Origin of the sequence: Sporomusa acidovorans, assembly GCF_900101845.1 — a bacterium.
GTDB lineage: Bacteria > Bacillota > Negativicutes > Sporomusales > Sporomusaceae > Sporomusa > Sporomusa acidovorans.
Genome location: NZ_FNAM01000024.1, coordinates 61,176 through 77,820, shown reverse-complemented (window position 1 = coordinate 77,820; position 16,645 = coordinate 61,176). Strand labels below are relative to the sequence as shown.

Below are 16,645 nucleotides of genomic sequence, written 5' to 3'. Positions count from 1 at the left end.
GCGAGATGGTAGGTAGGCCTAAGTCGCCCGATTATGTCATCTTTTTTGCCATTATCGGCTTATTGGGTTTCGGGATAGTAATGGTTTATAGTTCCAGTGCTGTTTCTGCCTTTGTAAACTATAATGACAGCTATTATTTTTTAAAGCGCCAGATGATTTGGGCTACATTAGGAATCCTGACCATGTTGCTGACAATGAATATTGATTATCATGTGTGGCGTAAATTAGCGAAACCTGTTATGATCGTCACTTTAATCCTGCTGGTTTTGGTTCTTATTCCAGGGCTGGGCAAGGTAGTCAACGGTGCAAGACGCTGGCTGGGCTTTGGCTCCCTCTATTTACAGCCATCGGAAATTGCAAAATTAAGTATGGTACTTTTTGCCGCCAACAGCCTCACACATGTGCAGAATAAAATCGGTAACTTCATGAAGGGAGTTATTCCCCAGTTGCTGATGTTACTGGTGGTATTCGGGTTGATTTTGAAAGAACCTGATTTAGGAACCGCGCTTGTTATCAGCGGCACAGTATTTATTTTGTTATATGCGGCCGGTGCCAAGCTGGCCCATTTAGGCTCGCTGGGCGCTGTTGGGGTGGCGGGTATTATTGCGGCGATTATCGCTGAGCCTTACCGGCTAAAACGTCTGCTGGCATTTAGCGATCCGTGGGCTGATCCCTTAAATAGCGGCTACCATATTATTCAGTCTTTATATGCTATCGGTTCGGGGGGCTTATTCGGTGTCGGCCTGGGACGCAGCCGGGAAAAATTTCTCTATCTGCCAGAACCGCATACTGATTTTATTTTTGCCATATTGGGTGAAGAACTTGGTTTTATTGGTACAGCCACGGTAATTATCCTATTTTTCTTATTTGCCTGGCGAGGGTTTAAGATAGCAATATCGGCGCCGGACATTTATGGCAGTCTGCTGGCCGGCGGGATAACCAGTATGATTGTTTTGCAGGCACTGATGAACATTGCGGTAGTTACCGCCTCGATGCCGGTAACAGGCATTCCGTTGCCTTTTATCAGTTTCGGCGGTTCGGCTTTAATTTTTACGCTGGCAGCGGTAGGGATACTCCTTAATATTTCCCGGTATGTCAGCTTGAAATGAATTAGGGGGCAAGTATATGCGGGTGATTATTTCTGGCGGGGGGACGGGTGGTCACATCTACCCCGCCATTACTATCGCGAACGAGGTAGCCAAGCTAGCCGGTAATTGTGAGATTCTGTTTGTGGGAACAAAACATGGACTGGAAGCCGATATTGTTCCCAAGGAAGGATTTCCATTCGCTACGATTGAAGTACGCGGCTTAGAAAGGCGGTTGTCCTGGAAAAATGTGCGAACGCTTTTTGCTACGATAGGAAGTGTTTGGCATGCTGCGCAAATTATTAAAAAATTTAAGCCGGACGTTGTGATCGGTACGGGGGGCTATGTATGTGGTCCGGTGCTTTTGGCTGCCAGTTTGCTCAAAATACCGACGATTATTCAGGAACAAAACGTTATTCCCGGTGTGACAAATAAAATTTTATCGCGGTTTGTCGATAAAATTGCCTTAGGTTATCAGGAGGCTGCAGACTATTTTTCTTGCCGGTCCGAAAAAATTACTATTACCGGTAACCCGATCAGGCCGGAAGTTATGTCGGCATCCCGTGAAAGCGGTGTGGCAGAATTAAGTCTTGATCCGGACAAACTTACTGTGCTGGTAGTTGGCGGCAGCCGCGGAGCACGCAGCATTAATAATGCTATGTTTGGTGTTTATCGATATTTTAGCAATAATCAACGTATTCAAATATTGCATGTGACAGGACAAAGCGAGTATAATAGCATAGTTGACAATATTAAACAATCTGGTATAGAGATTTCCAGTGGTGGCAATATTATCATCAAACCGTATTTGTATAATATGCCGGTAGCTTTAGCATCTGCTGATGTAGCTGTTTTCAGGGCCGGAGCGGTAGGGCTGGCTGAACTGACCGCCCGGGGTATTCCAGCAATTCTTATACCATATCCGTATGCTGCGGAAAACCACCAGGAATTTAACGCCCGAGCTTTAGAAAAGCAAGGAGCAGCAATTGTAATAGCTGATAAAGAGTTAACAGATGCTAAATTAATAGAAGCTTTGGAAATACTGCTGGACCATCCGGAAGTACTTTCCAATATGGCGAAAAAGAGTAAAGAGTTAGGCCGCCCCCAAGCGGCGCAAGCAATAGCCCGCTTGGCAATTAGTCTGAAAGAAACCTTAATCTAAGGATAAGGTAACATCGATTGCCGGTAGTGCATACACTAAGATATGCCAGAGCGGTAGTCTGATAGGCTGGGGAATAACTCTTTCCTGCAGGTAAGGGCACTTAAGATGCTGGTGTGCACGAAAGGGGAGAAGTATATTTGTTAGAAAATATAAACAGGATTCACTTTGTTGGTATTGGTGGCTCAGGTATGAGTTCTATTGCCAAGGTAATGCTGGAAATGGGATATGTAATTTCCGGATCAGACGCCCAGAAATCAGCCGTTACCGCCAAGCTTGAGCAAGCAGGGGCAAGAGTGCATATTGGTCACAATCAGGAAAATATTGGTGATACGCAAGCTGTAGTTGTTTCTACTGCTATCCCCGTAACCAATCCCGAGGTAGCGGCCGCCCGTGAACGGGGTATTCCCATATACCACCGGGCCGACATGCTGGCATTTTTAATGTCAAGACAGCAGGGAATAGCTGTAGCAGGTGCTCATGGCAAGACCACGACGACCTCAATGATTTCTCTAATACTGGAAAAGGCGGGAACGGATCCAACCATAGTAATCGGTGGCGAGCTGGAGTCAATCGGCGGTAGCGCGAAGCTGGGTCAAGGCCCCTATTTAGTGGCTGAAGCAGATGAAAGTGATGGATCTTTCTTAAAACTTTCACCGCAAATCGCTGTAGTGACTAACATAGAAAATGATCACATGGATTATTACAAAACAATGGATAATATATTGCGCACGTTTAATGAATTTTTACATAAACTAGCGCCTGCAGATGGGATCGCAGTATTGTGTTTTGATAATTCTTATATACGGAATATGGCAGCCAGTCTTAAGCGGCGCTATATATCCTATGCGCTTGAACATGAGGCAGAGTACACCGCCCGTAATATTCATGCCGATGGGCCTGTGTCAGTTTTTGATGTTTTCCACCAGGATAATTTTTTGGGTTCAGCCAAGATTTGTGTGCCGGGGAAACATAACGTGTGTAATGCATTAGCAGCGATAGCCGTAGGTATGAGTGCCGGATTAAGCTTTCCGCAAATTGCCGAAGGTCTTGCTATGTTTCAAGGAGCCAAGCGCCGTTTTCAATCAAAAGGCCGCGTTAATGGTGTTTGGGTGGTTGATGATTATGCCCATCATCCTACAGAAATTAGCACTACGTTATTAGGGGCACGCCAGACCAACCCGAAACGGCTTATTTGTGTTTTTCAGCCACATCGGTATACCCGGACGAGTTTTTTAAAGAAGGAGTTCGGGAGTGTTTTTAAACAAGCTGATCTGCTCATCTTAACCGATGTTTATGCGGCCGGTGAACAACCTATCCCCGGGGTAAGTGGCGAAACGATTAAAAATGAAATTGAACAGCAAACCAGTCAGCGCGTAACCTATATACCGGATAAAAACAAAATTGCTCGCTATTTGGTTGAAATTGTTGAACCCGGTGATTTAGTGATGACGATGGGGGCTGGCAACATTTATCAGGTAGGCGAAGAGTTGGTAGAAAAACTTACGCAACATACGTAATGGGCAGTAAGTATTGGATTATATAAAAATAAAAGGGTGATTGTACTTTTCTGGGAGGGAAGACGATGGAGAAATTTATCGTCAAAGGAGAAGTACAACTAAGTGGCAACGTCCGGATAAGCGGGGCGAAAAATGCCACTTTGCCAATTATGGCGGCAACGCTATTGTGTTCCGGTACCAGTGTTATTCATGATGTTCCATATCTGCGCGATATTCAAGCTATGCAGGAAATTTTGACATTGCTTGGCGCCAAAGTAGTTAGACATGAACATACCATGATGATTGATACGACAAATGTGAGTAAGGTCGAAATACCGGAACACTTAATGCGGGAAATGCGAGCCTCGGTCTTTTTAATGGGGCCGCTGTTAGGTCGGTTTCGTAAAGTCAGAATATCTTACCCCGGCGGTTGTGCCATCGGCCCTAGACCAATCAATCTACATATCAAAGCTTTGGAGAAAATTGGTGCTAGCGTCGAAGAAAGTTACGGTTTTATCGATGCCGAAGCGGCAGAGTTAACCGGCGGTGAAGTGAATTTCGATTTTCCCAGTGTGGGTGCGACAGAAAATGCAATGATGGCCGCCGCACTGGCCAAGGGCACCACAATGATTCGCAATGCGGCCCGTGAACCGGAAATCGTTGATTTACAAAGCATGTTAAATAAGATGGGGGCTAAAATCAGCGGTGCAGGTACAGATACGATTAAAATTGACGGGGTAAGCCGTTTACTTCCGGCTGAACACACGGTAATTTGTGATAGAATTGAGGCAGGCACCTTTTTAATAGCCGGTGTTATGACGCGCGGTGACATTGTCATTGAGAACGTTGTTCCGGAATATTTATTCTCGGTTACAGATAAGCTTCAGGAAATTGGGGCGAAAATAATTACCGGTAAGGATTATATCAGAATAAAAGCAGGTGAACTTAGGGGTGTTGATATAAAAACCTTGCCATATCCCGGATTTCCCACTGATCTGCAGGCGCCAATGCTGTCTTTGGTTACCATTGCCAAAGGTACTAGTATTATTACGGAAACTATTTTTGAAAACCGTTTCAAGCATGTTGATGAACTTACCCGGATGGGAGCTAAAATCAAGGTCGAAGGGCGGACTGCCATTATCCGCGGTGTGCCGAGACTAACCGGCGCCATTGTAGCCGCGCCTGATCTCAGGGCCGGTAGTGCATTGGTTTTAGCAGCTTTAGCAGCGGAAGGAACATCAGAAATTGAACAGGTCTACCATATTGAACGGGGTTATGAAAAAATAGATGAAAAGTTGCAGGCTTTAGGAGCAAATATTGTTAAAGTTGTAGGATAATTGGAGGGGAATTTATATGAAAAGAAAAAAAATTGCAGTTGTTATGGGTGGACCGTCTGCTGAAAGAGAAGTATCGTTGAACACGGGGCGGGCTATTTTAGCGGCATTGCAAGAAAAAGGGTATGATGCTATTGGCATAGACCTTAACCCCCGGGATTTGGTTGAACAATTGAAGACCGAGAAGATTGAGGTTGTATTTAATGCTATCCATGGCCTTTATGGTGAAGACGGATTAATGCAGGGTGCTCTGGAAATGCTGGGAATACCTTATACGGGATCCGGCGTATTAGCGAGTGCTATCGCAATGGATAAGACGGTGAGCAAGCGTTTATTTATGGCGGCGGGTATTCCAACCCCGCGCGCGCGACTGTATAATAACCGGGATAACAGGCTTGATTTGATAGTACAAGATATTCGGGAGAACTTTGGCATCCCGGTAGTCATAAAGCCGGCTGCCCAGGGTTCAAGCATTGGTGTGATCATCGTCGAAAATGCCGCGGAAATTGAGGCTGCTGTAACCGAAGCCCTTACTTACAGCGGGCATATTGTTGTCGAAGAATTTATCAAAGGAAAAGAATTAACGGTTTCCATACTTGGCAGTGATCAGCCCAAGGCATTACCGATTATAGAAATCGTGCCCCAATCGGGAAAGTATGATTACAAATCAAAATACACCAAAGGAGCGACTGAATATATTGTTCCAGCCAGGTTAGACAGCAAAGTTGCTGAGTATATTCAAAAGGTAGCTCTTGATGCGTATAAACTGTTAGGATGCCGGGGGATTGGCCGGGTTGACATCATGTTTGGTGATAACAATCAACCGTACGTTTTGGAGATAAACACCATTCCCGGGATGACGGCAACCAGTTTAGTGCCCAAAGCAGCCGCGGCAATCGGCATAAGTTTTGCTGATTTATGTGAACAGATCTTGTTGATGGTGGATGATTAGATCATGATTTTGGGCAGTAAAAACTGCCTATTTTTTTTTATTTATTTAGTGGACATTTCGTTGTATAATTACTGCAGAAGTTGTCTTCGGGAGTGATTGCATGCAGACAGCAGAACGCTTGCGGGCAGCTAGAAAACGACGGGCTTCGATACTGGCGTTGTGGCTGGCGGCTTTAGCACTGATAATAGCGATTTTTTTATTTATTAGATCTCCTTTTTTTACTGTGGGGACGGTATTGGTTGAAGGAAACAAATATGTAACCGTGGAGGAAGTATTGCGCATAGCCGGAGTTCCTGAGCAAGTCAATATTTTCAGACTTAAGACAACTGAGATTCAGGCAAGGTTAATGGGCGATCTTCGCATAGCCGAAGTTCAAGTTACAAGAAGTTTTCCGGCTACCATTGCCATTCACATCAAAGAACGTCAGCCGGTTGCCTTTGTTGCCAGTCAATATGGTTTTGTCGAGATTGACCGGCAGGGTATAGTCATGGCGGCTTTAAAAAATTTAAAAGAGGTAAAAGTACCTGTGGTTACCGGCATTCGCCTGGGTAACGTCTATGTTGGCGATCAGGTGGATACCCCCGGACTTTCTAATGCTTTGACTTATTTAGCCGGCTTGGACGAGCAGGTTTTGAACCAATTATCAGAAGTGAATATGAACACACCGGATAATCTAATTATTTATACAACGAATTCGCTGTGCATTCGCATTGGCGATAATCAGCGTCTTATGGAAAAGGCTAAGTTGACAGCGGAAATTCTTCAGGAAATATCCACCAAAAAAATGAATGTTGAATATATAGACCTTAATTATACCTCCCCTATTATTAAAATACGTGATAAATAGGGTCAATTTGAAAGGAGACGATAGTTTGTTACCCATTAAGCAAGGGCAATTTGCCATTGCTCTAGTCTGTGTAGTGTTGGGCATTATGCTGGCAGTGCAATTTCGCACTACTCAGGACATCAAATCAAGCATTCCTTACCAGCGGGTTGAAGATTTATCCCAGCGCCTAAGTCAGACTGAGAAAGAGCGAGACTCGCTAATTAAGCAAGTCCAGGAGTTAAAACGAGCTTCTGGTGCCGAAGCCGCGTCCAAAGAATTTGAAATGATCAAAATGGGGGCTGGCGTGGTCGCTGTTGAAGGACCCGGAGTTATTGTATCGATTGATGATAGTAAGCGACCGTCCAAACCCGGGGAAAATCCTAATTTATATTTAATCCATGATGATGACATTCTGAAGGTAATTAATGAATTATGGGCCGCCGGCGCGGAAGCTATATCCATTAATGAACAGCGTCTGATTGCCAGTTCCGAAATCCGGTGCGCAGGCCCCACGTTGTCCGTCAATAATTCCCGCTATTCACCACCTTATGAAATTCGCGCTATTGGTGAACCGACAACGTTAGAGAATGCTCTGAAAATGCGTGGTGGTGTTATTGAAACATTACAGTTTTGGGGCATTCAGGTAACAACCAAGCAACAGGAACTTGTTAAAGTTCCGGCATTTAAAGGCACTTTCCGGTTTGAACTCGCCAAACCGGCCCAGGAAGGTGGTCGTTAGTATGGTATTACCGATTACCGGACTTATTATCGGTTTACTGATTGGTATATGCTTTCCTATTACCGTACCGGTAGAATACGCAAAATTTATGTCGGTAGCACTACTGGCTTCTTTAGACTCGGTATTTGGGGGACTAAGAGCCGGGATTGAAGAAAAATTTGATAATACAGTCTTTATTACCGGCTTTTTCATGAATGCACTGCTAGCTGCCGGGTTAGTGTATATTGGAGATCGTTTGGGAATTGATCTGTATTATGTGGCATTACTGGCTTTTGGCCTAAGAATATTCCAGAATCTAGCTATCATTCGTCGATATTTATTGAAGAAATAATAAGAAGCTTCAAAGCCTTGCGGATTTATTTGGCTTTGGAGCTTTTTTCCTATCGGCAAGGTTAACCTTGCCGATAATGTAAGATTTGAAGGTTTTGCACAAACTACGCCTTTTTTGGCGTTTATTTAAAATAAATATATGATTTATCAGTAAAAAAAAAGGGAAAGAGCTACTTTTGTTGAAACTATTTTGGAAGAAGTATAATACTGTGCTGCGAGGGAATTATGAACAAGAAAACTATATTAGCTGTTGATGTCGGCACAGGTATGGTCAAAGTGTTTGCCGGAAAGTTACAGGCCGATGGCACTGTAGACATTTTGGGGAGCGGGACTGCACCAACGGCAGGCTATGAAAAAGGTGTTATCACAGATGTTAATGCTTTGACTCATTCTATCAGACAGGCAGTAGATTGTGTTATCATGGCAGTTGACGAACAGATGACGGATTGCGTATATTTGGGTATTAGTGGTTCGACACTTGTTACACAAAATAGTATTGGCAGTGTTGCAGTAACAACTCCGGAGACAATAACCCCGCAGGATATTGAGCGGGCATGCAAGGCAGCAACATTTGAGATTGAGCAGGATAAGTATGAAATATTACATGTGTTTGCGGCTAGAAATTCGCTTGCGAAAACAGGGGAGGCCGTTGAGGTAGAAGCGCATATAGTAGCAGTTCCCAAGGATATTCTGGGAGAAATATCGCATGCGCTTAAAGAAAGCGGGCTTACGTTAAACTGTATTATTGCCGGTGATATTATGGCCGCAGAGACAATAAAAAAGGAGTTGCCTGGCAAACCGGAGAATTTCATTTTTATGGATATCGGTGCAGGTACAACCGACTTTGTTATGTATGTAGGCGGGAATCCCTGTTTTTCGGCGTCATTACCCCTGGGCGGTGATTACATTACCAATGACTTGATGCAAGGCTTAACTGTGAATCGGGCTCACGCCGAAGAAATTAAGCGCTATTACTCTCGGTTGTCTTCTGATTTGCGAAATCAAGGTGTAGTATTGGATTGCAATGATTATGGCACTACCGATAAACATGTTTCTTACGACTTTTTATATGATATCATTGAAAGTAGAGTAGACGAAATTGTGGGTTTGGTATATGACTACATTAAGCCCCGCTTAAGCCAATATGTAACTGAGAATGGACAAACCTTGGAACGCATTTATTTGACTGGCGGTTCAGGTGCAATGCCCAGCATGGCATCTCGTATCGCTAATGTTTTTCAAATAAATACTGAAATGGTTAAACCGGTACATTTGCCTGTTGAATATGCACAGCCAGCTAATACAGTGTGCTACGGAATCATAGATTATGGTGCTCGCGTTTTAGCAAGTGAGCCAGTTGTAGGTAAAAGTGCCTGGGATGTATTGATCCGCAAAGCGAAAAAACTATTGAAAATTTGCTAGACATTAAGGGAGGAAAGCTTAGTAATGTTGGAATTTGACATGGACTTGGACCAGTTTGCCTCGATAAAAGTAATTGGCGTTGGCGGTGGCGGCAATAATGCGGTCAATCGAATGATTGGTGCAGGTTTGCAAGGTGTGGAATTTATTACTGTAAATACAGACGCACAGGCATTAATTGGCTCCGAAGCTACTTATCGCATTCAAATTGGCGAGAAATTAACCAAAGGTTTGGGGGCAGGCGCTAATCCTGAGATTGGTGAAAAAGCCGCCCAGGAAAGCAGAGAGGATATAATTAAAGTTCTTAAAGGTTCGGATATGGTATTTATCACTGCCGGTATGGGTGGCGGTACCGGTACTGGCGCGGCACCGGTAGTTGCGGAATGTGCCAAAGAAGTAGGAGCGTTAACGGTAGGGGTTGTTACGAAACCATTTACTTTTGAAGGTCGTAAGCGTCAACTGCAAGCCGAACGGGGTATAGCCAATCTTAAAGAGAAAGTAGATACTTTGATAACAATCCCTAATGACCGTTTGCTGCAGGTAGTAGATAAACGCACGCCGATTATGGATGCGTTTAAGATTGTTGATGATGTACTTCGCCAAGGCGTACAGGGGATTTCTGACCTTATTGCCGTGCCTGCTCTCATCAATCTTGACTTTGCCGATGTTAAGACGATTATGAGTGACGCGGGCTCCGCACTCATGGGTATTGGTTTTGGTACAGGGGATAACAGGTCCGTTTCGGCAGTAGAGGCGGCAGTTAAGAGTCCACTCCTGGAAATGTCAATTGATGGTGCGAAAGGTGTATTGCTGAACTTTACCGGTGGTCCCAATACTACACTGTTTGAAGTGAACGAAGCGGCGGATATAATCGCCAAAGCTGCTGATCCTGAAGCAACCATTATATTTGGTGCTACCATTGATGAGCGGTTTGATGATCAAGTAAGGGTCACGGTTATTGCTACCGGCTTTGATCCTAAACCGCTAAAATCGACGGAAGGCAAAAGCGGAACGCCTGTGATTGAACCTTTTAAAGGACGGGATTTAGATATTCCGGCCTGGATGCGGCGGTAAATATATTCTAAGAAAGAACCCGGCTCCTGCTGAGCCGGGTTCTTTGTGTCTTTTTTTGGAAATTGGTGGATGGCAAAAATTTACATTATTTTATAGAATTGATTGGTATAATGAGAATATCGCTGGTGTTCGGAGCATAGTACTCTATGTAGAACAATTTTACAGATAGAAATTCTGGCAAGAAGGTATAGGTAGTGAGCATTTATGCCGATGTAGTGCTGTTCATTAACTTCGTGATGAATACTATTATTTTAGTATTAACGGCTTATGCTGCCGGTATTTCCTACAAGTGGAAAAGAATTTTAGTGACAGCCATAGTGGGGGGCGTGTATACATTAGCCGGGGTTTTTCCTGATCTGGCGATACTCTATAGCATACCTGGAAAATTGGTGGCATCTGCGCTACTTATTCTATTGGCTTTTGGTTATCGCTCGCCAAAGATCACCGTTACCCTCATTGGCATTTTTTTTATCGTATCGTTCACTTTGGGCGGAGCCTTGCTGGGATGGCTGTATTTTATTCAGACAGAAGCACCCTTCTTAACGGTAAACCATATTATTAGGTTATCCTGGCAAAATTTAGTGATGGGAAGTGTTGTCGCAATCATCCTTATCAGAGTTATTTACAAAAAAGTCCTAACAAAGATGTATAGGAAAACGACCTACTATCAGGCAGTAATCGAGTATGCAGGTAACTCGCAGGCAGTTACAGGTATGCTCGATACGGGCAACGGTCTTTTTTCACTATTGGGACGCAAACCGGTAGTTCTTTTGACGCTACAGCCGGCCCTGCAAGTAGTAAGTACGGAGGCAGCGGATTTTTTAACGTCTAATTCAGCGGATACTTGGTTGATGAATCTTGAGCAGTGTAAGGACTCAGTTTGGTTAGCCAGGGTCGAAGTTATTCCCTGCCGATCTGTAGGCGGCCGCGATATGCTGCTTGGTTTTAGACCGGATAGGATTACGGTCATGACTGAGGAGGAAACTGTCAATACATCAGAAGTACTTATTGGCATATACGATGGCGAGTTTAATAGCCGTGACTGCCAAGCTCTTCTACATCCGGCACTTTTGACTGGGCTTAACATGAGGAAGGAGGCAAGTACATGCAAATTACCTGGCCAATAATAAAATTATATATCAAGATAAAAGTAATATCCTTTCTGCAGGCAATTGGTTGGCTTGAGCCTGACGAGGTCTTTTATGTAGGCAGTGCGGAGTTTTTACCGCCGCCTTTATCAAGTGACGAAGAAGTATTTTTGCTTAACCGGTTGCAAAAAGGCGATCAATCGGTTAAAAGCGTTTTTATTGAGCGCAACCTCAGACTTGTTGTTTATATAGCCCGTAAATTTGAAAATACCGGCGTAAGTGTTGAGGATTTAGTGAGCATTGGTACGATTGGACTTATTAAAGCCGTTAATACCTTTGACCCCATAAAAAAAATTAAACTGGCTACCTATGCTTCGCGGTGTATTGAAAATGAAATATTAATGTATCTGCGCCGCAACAGTAAAACGCGGGCCGAGGTGTCTTTTGACGAACCGTTAAATATTGACTGGGATGGGAATGAACTGTTGCTTTCCGATGTGTTAGGGACAGATAATGATATCATTTATAAGTCGGTAGAGGAGGAAGTTGACAAGACACTGCTGTATACAGCCATGAAAAAATTATCAGGACGGGAACGAAAAATTATGGAACTCCGGTTTGGGCTCAATGATGATGGCAACGAACGCACCCAAAAGGAAGTCGCTGATATGCTTGGCATATCTCAATCCTATATATCGCGGCTGGAAAAAAGAATAATTAAGCGTTTGCGTAAAGAGATTAGTCGCATGGAATAAGCCATGCGGCTTTTTTTTTGCCTGCAAAAATCTTTAACACGTTGTAGATAGAAGTATAAAACCGCCAGGGCATGGCAATAATGCTTGTGTAGGGAAAGTAGTTTTAGTAGCTTAGAAAAACTGGGGAGGTAAAACAATATGGTTGTAAACAAAGTCGAAATATGTGGTGTAAATACAGCAAAGCTCCCGGTACTTTCTGCCGCTAAAATGCGTGAGTTGTTTGAAGTTATGCAAGGTGGTGAAAAATCAGCCCGGGAACAATTGATTTATAGTAACTTACGCTTAGTGCTTAGTGTAATTCAGCGCTTTAATAATCGTGGGGAGTATGTGGATGACTTGTTTCAGGTTGGCTGCATAGGCTTAATGAAGGCTATTGATAACTTTGACTTGTCACAAAACGTAAAGTTTTCGACCTACGCGGTTCCCATGATCATTGGCGAAATCCGGCGCTATTTACGAGATAACAATCCAATCAGGGTGAGCCGCTCCATGCGGGATATAGCGTATAAAGCCTTGCAAGTCCGCGATTCATTAGTGAGCCGGTATTCGCGTGAACCATCCATTAATGAAATTGCGGATGAGCTTAAAGTGCCGAGAGAAGAAATAATATTCGCACTGGACGCCATTCAAGAACCTATCTCGTTATTTGAACCCATCTACCATGACGGTGGTGACCCAATTTTTGTCATGGATCAAATCAGCGATGACAAAAATCTTGATTTAAGCTGGCTGGAAGGAGTGGCCATTAAAGAAGCCTTGCGTAAACTTAGTGAACGGGAGAAACATATTCTTACTCTCCGATTTTTTGAAGGCAAGACTCAGATGGAAGTCGCTGAAGAAATTGGTATTTCGCAAGCGCAGGTGTCCAGGCTGGAGAAGGCCGCTTTGGGACACATGCGCAAATATATATAAAGCTTTTTGTTTGCTGGGAGGCATTCAGTTAAATGAGGAAAAATTTACGATGGACGAAACGAATCATCATCATGGCAACTATTTGTTTTATTGCCGGTGGCTGGAGCTTGTTGTTTTATCATGAGCAGCAAGGAATAGCTGTGGCGCTCAATCATGGTGATTATGTCAGGTTACATATTTTAGCCAATAGTGACAGTATAGAGGACCAACAGCTAAAACTGAAGGTTCGGGATGCGGTTGTTGCCTATCTTACTCCTTTTGTCAAAGATGTAAAGGACGCTCAGGCGGCTAACACGATTATTGCCAGTCGCCGGGAAGAAATCATTGCCGTGGCCAAAAATACTCTCGCCGAAAATGGCGCTGATTATCCGGTGACTGTGCAAATGGGCAATTTTGAATTTCCGGAACGGTCCTATGGCAAATTGGTTTTACCGGCAGGCGAGTATCAAGCTGTACGGATTTTACTTGGACAAGCTGCCGGACAAAACTGGTGGTGCGTACTATTTCCACCTTTGTGTTTTATTGACGGTGCCGGCACCGCGTTGGCCCCGGTTGCCTCTGTACAGGATAATACACAGCAAGAGAGTACTAAGATGCCGGAAATTCACTGGAAGATAGCGGAAATCTTTAATCTATAGTATAGAAAAAAATAAAAAATAAATAGTTGTCACCCTTATCCCTTGTCCTTCATATACTTATTGTAGAATCTTGAAGCATCATACTTTGGAAGAGGGGCCAAAAGAGGGAGGGGGGTAGACAATGCTTAAGACTAGTGATTTAAAACTAAAAGAAGTCATAAATGTAATTGACGGCAAACGGATGGGAAACATTACCGATATAGAAATTGACGTCGAGACTGGACGGCTTACCGCCATTGTCGTGCCAGGTATCGGCAAGTTTTTAGGACTTTTTGGGCGTAATGATGATGTAGTTATTCCCTGGGATAAAATAAATAAGATTGGTATGGATGTTATTTTAGTGGAAGCCGGACACTTCAATGATTTAAAACATGATTAGAACTACACCGTAAGCGCAAAGGAGCAGGACTTTATTTAGTCTTGCTCCTTTGTATTATGCCTTTTACTAATGATTATCTACTAGCGTACACAATTCTAAAAAGGCTTCAATTGCCGGCGACAGCCATTTGTTTTTGTGAAAGAGCAGCTGTGTTTTGACATCAGAGGGGGTACCCTGCCAGGAAATTTTAGTTAGTTTGTTTTGCAGAAGATCAGCATGGACGGCAACTTCGGGCAATATCGTGATGCCCAGGCCACAGGCGGTACATTCTTTGATGGCACCCACGCTGGAAAGCTCCATGATGGAGCCGGGCCTGACTTGATGGGCCGCTAATGCGGCGAGCACAATCGGCCGGTAACCGCAGCCTTCGGTCGTAAGAATAAAGCACTCTCCGGACAAATCGGCCGGTTTAACTAGTTGTTTCTTCGCAAGCGGATGCTGCGGACTTGCGACAACAGCCATGGATTCCTCATAAAGTGTTTTTACGACCATGTCTGCTTGCTGAATCGTATTCGTGAGTGCCAAACCGATATCAATACAGTTGTCGCGCAGTAAATAACAAAGCTGCGCGCAACTGTCGGTTTGCACCATGATTTCAACCTGGGGATACCGCCGGCGATATTCAGATAGTATTTTCGGCAGGCGGTGCACACACAGTGTTTCTGCCGCTCCGATTTTTAGAACCCCTTTTACTATATTGGGTGACAACTCTTCTTTTGCTCTTGTACATTGTTCGAGAATGGCTTCAGCGTGGTTTTGAAATTGTCTGCCGGCATTGGTTAAACGAATACCCTTGCCCAAGCGTTCAAATAACTTAACACGCAGTTCTTCCTCCAACTGGTGAATTTGGTTAGTGATATTAGCTTGCGTATACCCCAGTTGTACAGCGGCTTTGGTAAAATTAAGCGTTTGCGCAGCAGTGACAAAGATGAGTAGCTGTCTAATCTCCATGTAAATTCCTTCTTGATATATTATTTATATTAATGATTCACATAAAAAATGATAATTTCAATTTATATATGCTCTATGATATACTGCCAATAAACAAAAGTCTATGGCAAAGTTCATAGAATAAGAACTTTTGTAGTGGATTGGAGGAAGACAATGGATAATGTATTTTACCGGAACCTTAACAGAAGCTACCTGGAAATAGATCGCGGCGAGGGGATATATTTGTACGACACGCATGGCAATCGGTATATCGACGCTTGCGCGGGAGCTGCCGTAGCCAATTTAGGACATGCCCATCCGCGGATTATTGAAGCTATGGTGCAGCAGGCGAACAAAGTGGTTTTCAGCCATTTATCCCGCTGGACTTCAGCGCCGATAAAAGAACTAGCCGATTTAGTGGCTAAGCTTGCCCCAGGGTCTCTGAATAAGTTATATTTGGTTTCGGGAGGGTCGGAAGCAACCGAGGCCGCTCTTAAGATGGCCCGTCAATATTTTCTTGAACGTGATGGCAAATCAGGAAAATACCGGATTATTTCCCGCTGGAAAAGTTTTCACGGCAATACCATCGGCGCCCTGTCAATGACAGGTGACAAACGCCGTAAAAAGTATGTGCCGTTACTATTGGATTTTCCTCATATTGCGCCTGCTTATTGCTATCGCTGTCCTTTCGAAAAGAAGCAGGAAAACTGTTCTGTTGAATGTGCCTTAGATTTAGAACGAGTCGTCAAAATGGAAGGCGCGGAAAATGTGGCCGCTTTTATTGCGGAAAGTGTTGGCGGTGCTGCTTGCGGCGCTATTGTTCCCCCTGCAGATTACTTTAAAATTATCCGCCAGATTTGCGACCATTATGATATTTTATTGATTGACGATGAGGTTATGGCGGGGTTTGGACGTACCGGCACAATGTTCAGTATCGAAGACTGGGAAGTAATTCCTGACCTGATTTGTGTTGCCAAAGGGATGAGCGCAGGTTATGCGCCACTTGGCGGCGTGATTGCCCAAGAAGAAATCTATAATACCTTTAAACAGGGATCCGGTAGTTTTGTTCATGGGCACACGTACGGTGGCAATCCATTGTCCGCCGCTGTGGCCGTAGCGGTAGTCAAAACTTTGGTGGACGATGGCTTAGTAGCGAATTCCCGCCTGGTAGGGGCCTATCTATTGCGTGAACTTAAGGAAAAGCTATCGCCTTTCTGGTATGTGGGCGATGTGCGTGGTAAAGGCATGATGCTTGGCGTAGAACTTGTCAAAGACAAAGTTACCAAAGAACCCTTCCTTGTTTCACTGGGGGTAGCGGAAAAATTAACACAAACACTTATAAAGCACGGGGTGATTGTGTATCCGGGAACAGGCAATGCCGACGGTGAAAATGGTGACCAGTTCCTGTTAGCTCCGCCGCTTACCATGACCATACAGCAGGCTGAGGAACTGGTGGCGGCAATGGTCGCCGGTTTTGCCGAATTTGAGAAAAAAATCGCCTTTATGAAATATTAATAAGGAGCGAG

The 16,645-nt window shown here is 44.1% G+C and carries 17 protein-coding genes; 16 read left to right on the top strand and 1 reads right to left on the bottom strand.

The annotated features are described in order from the left end of the window. Positions 1-5 precede the first annotated feature (5 nt). The 15 genes from spoVE to BLR65_RS16565 all read left to right on the top strand — a co-directional run bounded on the left by spoVE (position 6) and on the right by BLR65_RS16565 (position 14,189). Positions 6-1,109 carry a stage V sporulation protein E gene (gene spoVE, locus BLR65_RS16635; protein ID WP_093795311.1) on the top strand — a complete coding sequence of 368 codons (1,104 nt, stop codon included), beginning with the start codon at positions 6-8 and terminating at the stop codon, positions 1,107-1,109. Between the two features lie 16 nt (positions 1,110-1,125). Beyond that, a complete protein-coding gene (gene murG / locus BLR65_RS16630; protein ID WP_093795310.1) occupies positions 1,126-2,247 on the top strand; it encodes an undecaprenyldiphospho-muramoylpentapeptide beta-N-acetylglucosaminyltransferase in 1,122 nt (373 codons plus the stop codon). Between the two features lie 137 nt (positions 2,248-2,384). Beyond that, positions 2,385-3,764: a UDP-N-acetylmuramate--L-alanine ligase gene (gene murC, locus BLR65_RS16625; RefSeq protein WP_093795309.1), complete on the top strand. Its 1,380-nt coding sequence runs from the start codon at positions 2,385-2,387 to the stop codon at positions 3,762-3,764. Between the two features lie 65 nt (positions 3,765-3,829). Next, positions 3,830-5,080: a UDP-N-acetylglucosamine 1-carboxyvinyltransferase gene (gene murA / locus BLR65_RS16620; protein ID WP_093795308.1), complete on the top strand. Its 1,251-nt coding sequence runs from the start codon at positions 3,830-3,832 to the stop codon at positions 5,078-5,080. A 16-nt stretch (positions 5,081-5,096) separates the two neighbouring features. Then, positions 5,097-6,029 carry a D-alanine--D-alanine ligase family protein gene (locus BLR65_RS16615; protein WP_093795307.1) on the top strand — a complete coding sequence of 311 codons (933 nt, stop codon included), beginning with the start codon at positions 5,097-5,099 and terminating at the stop codon, positions 6,027-6,029. 100 nt (positions 6,030-6,129) lie between these two features. Next, positions 6,130-6,876, top strand: coding sequence for a cell division protein FtsQ/DivIB (locus tag BLR65_RS16610; protein WP_093795306.1), 747 nt, complete (start codon positions 6,130-6,132; stop codon positions 6,874-6,876). 25 nt (positions 6,877-6,901) lie between these two features. Further along, a complete protein-coding gene (locus tag BLR65_RS16605; protein ID WP_093795305.1) occupies positions 6,902-7,594 on the top strand; it encodes a DUF881 domain-containing protein in 693 nt (230 codons plus the stop codon). 1 nt (position 7,595) lies between these two features. Continuing rightward, on the top strand, positions 7,596-7,925 hold the full coding sequence (locus tag BLR65_RS16600; protein ID WP_093795304.1) for a small basic family protein: 330 nt from the start codon (positions 7,596-7,598) through the stop codon (positions 7,923-7,925). A gap of 224 nt (positions 7,926-8,149) precedes the next feature. Continuing rightward, positions 8,150-9,346, top strand: coding sequence for a cell division protein FtsA (gene ftsA, locus BLR65_RS16595; protein ID WP_093795303.1), 1,197 nt, complete (start codon positions 8,150-8,152; stop codon positions 9,344-9,346). 24 nt (positions 9,347-9,370) lie between these two features. Continuing rightward, positions 9,371-10,417, top strand: coding sequence for a cell division protein FtsZ (gene ftsZ / locus BLR65_RS16590; RefSeq protein ID WP_093795302.1), 1,047 nt, complete (start codon positions 9,371-9,373; stop codon positions 10,415-10,417). A 194-nt stretch (positions 10,418-10,611) separates the two neighbouring features. Continuing rightward, on the top strand, positions 10,612-11,544 hold the full coding sequence (locus BLR65_RS16585) for a sigma-E processing peptidase SpoIIGA (protein WP_093795301.1): 933 nt from the start codon (positions 10,612-10,614) through the stop codon (positions 11,542-11,544). Next, on the top strand, positions 11,523-12,260 hold the full coding sequence (sigE, locus tag BLR65_RS16580) for an RNA polymerase sporulation sigma factor SigE (protein WP_093795300.1): 738 nt from the start codon (positions 11,523-11,525) through the stop codon (positions 12,258-12,260). Before BLR65_RS16585 ends, sigE begins: the two co-directional genes overlap by 22 nt. Positions 12,261-12,398: 138 nt before the next feature. Then, positions 12,399-13,172 (top strand): RNA polymerase sporulation sigma factor SigG, encoded by a 774-nt coding sequence (gene sigG, locus BLR65_RS16575; protein ID WP_093795299.1) that lies wholly within the window; start codon positions 12,399-12,401, stop codon positions 13,170-13,172. Between the two features lie 32 nt (positions 13,173-13,204). Continuing rightward, entirely contained in the window at positions 13,205-13,810 is a 606-nt protein-coding gene (spoIIR, locus tag BLR65_RS16570) for a stage II sporulation protein R (RefSeq protein WP_093795298.1), read from the top strand. A gap of 121 nt (positions 13,811-13,931) precedes the next feature. Next, positions 13,932-14,189 (top strand): YlmC/YmxH family sporulation protein, encoded by a 258-nt coding sequence (locus BLR65_RS16565; protein WP_093795297.1) that lies wholly within the window; start codon positions 13,932-13,934, stop codon positions 14,187-14,189. 66 nt (positions 14,190-14,255) lie between these two features. Here BLR65_RS16565 and BLR65_RS16560 read toward each other — a convergent pair whose 3' ends face one another. Beyond that, positions 14,256-15,140, bottom strand: coding sequence for a LysR family transcriptional regulator (locus BLR65_RS16560; RefSeq protein ID WP_093795296.1), 885 nt, complete (start codon positions 15,138-15,140; stop codon positions 14,256-14,258). A 153-nt stretch (positions 15,141-15,293) separates the two neighbouring features. Here BLR65_RS16560 and BLR65_RS16555 point away from each other — a divergent pair, with 153 nt between their 5' ends. Next, positions 15,294-16,634 (top strand): aspartate aminotransferase family protein, encoded by a 1,341-nt coding sequence (locus BLR65_RS16555; protein ID WP_093795295.1) that lies wholly within the window; start codon positions 15,294-15,296, stop codon positions 16,632-16,634. The last annotated feature ends 11 nt before the right edge of the window (positions 16,635-16,645 follow it).

Coding starts and splice junctions, on each gene's coding strand:
- ftsA (WP_093795303.1), top strand. CDS start 8,150: ATGAACAAGAAAACTATATTAGCTGTTGATGTCGGCACAGGTATGGTC.
- BLR65_RS16610 (WP_093795306.1), top strand. CDS start 6,130: ATGCAGACAGCAGAACGCTTGCGGGCAGCTAGAAAACGACGGGCTTCG.
- murG (WP_093795310.1), top strand. CDS start 1,126: ATGCGGGTGATTATTTCTGGCGGGGGGACGGGTGGTCACATCTACCCC.
- sigG (WP_093795299.1), top strand. CDS start 12,399: ATGGTTGTAAACAAAGTCGAAATATGTGGTGTAAATACAGCAAAGCTC.
- BLR65_RS16565 (WP_093795297.1), top strand. CDS start 13,932: ATGCTTAAGACTAGTGATTTAAAACTAAAAGAAGTCATAAATGTAATT.
- BLR65_RS16555 (WP_093795295.1), top strand. CDS start 15,294: ATGGATAATGTATTTTACCGGAACCTTAACAGAAGCTACCTGGAAATA.
- sigE (WP_093795300.1), top strand. CDS start 11,523: ATGCAAATTACCTGGCCAATAATAAAATTATATATCAAGATAAAAGTA.
- BLR65_RS16615 (WP_093795307.1), top strand. CDS start 5,097: ATGAAAAGAAAAAAAATTGCAGTTGTTATGGGTGGACCGTCTGCTGAA.
- BLR65_RS16560 (WP_093795296.1), bottom strand. CDS start 15,140: ATGGAGATTAGACAGCTACTCATCTTTGTCACTGCTGCGCAAACGCTT.
- murA (WP_093795308.1), top strand. CDS start 3,830: ATGGAGAAATTTATCGTCAAAGGAGAAGTACAACTAAGTGGCAACGTC.
- ftsZ (WP_093795302.1), top strand. CDS start 9,371: ATGTTGGAATTTGACATGGACTTGGACCAGTTTGCCTCGATAAAAGTA.
- spoVE (WP_093795311.1), top strand. CDS start 6: ATGGTAGGTAGGCCTAAGTCGCCCGATTATGTCATCTTTTTTGCCATT.
- spoIIR (WP_093795298.1), top strand. CDS start 13,205: ATGAGGAAAAATTTACGATGGACGAAACGAATCATCATCATGGCAACT.
- BLR65_RS16600 (WP_093795304.1), top strand. CDS start 7,596: ATGGTATTACCGATTACCGGACTTATTATCGGTTTACTGATTGGTATA.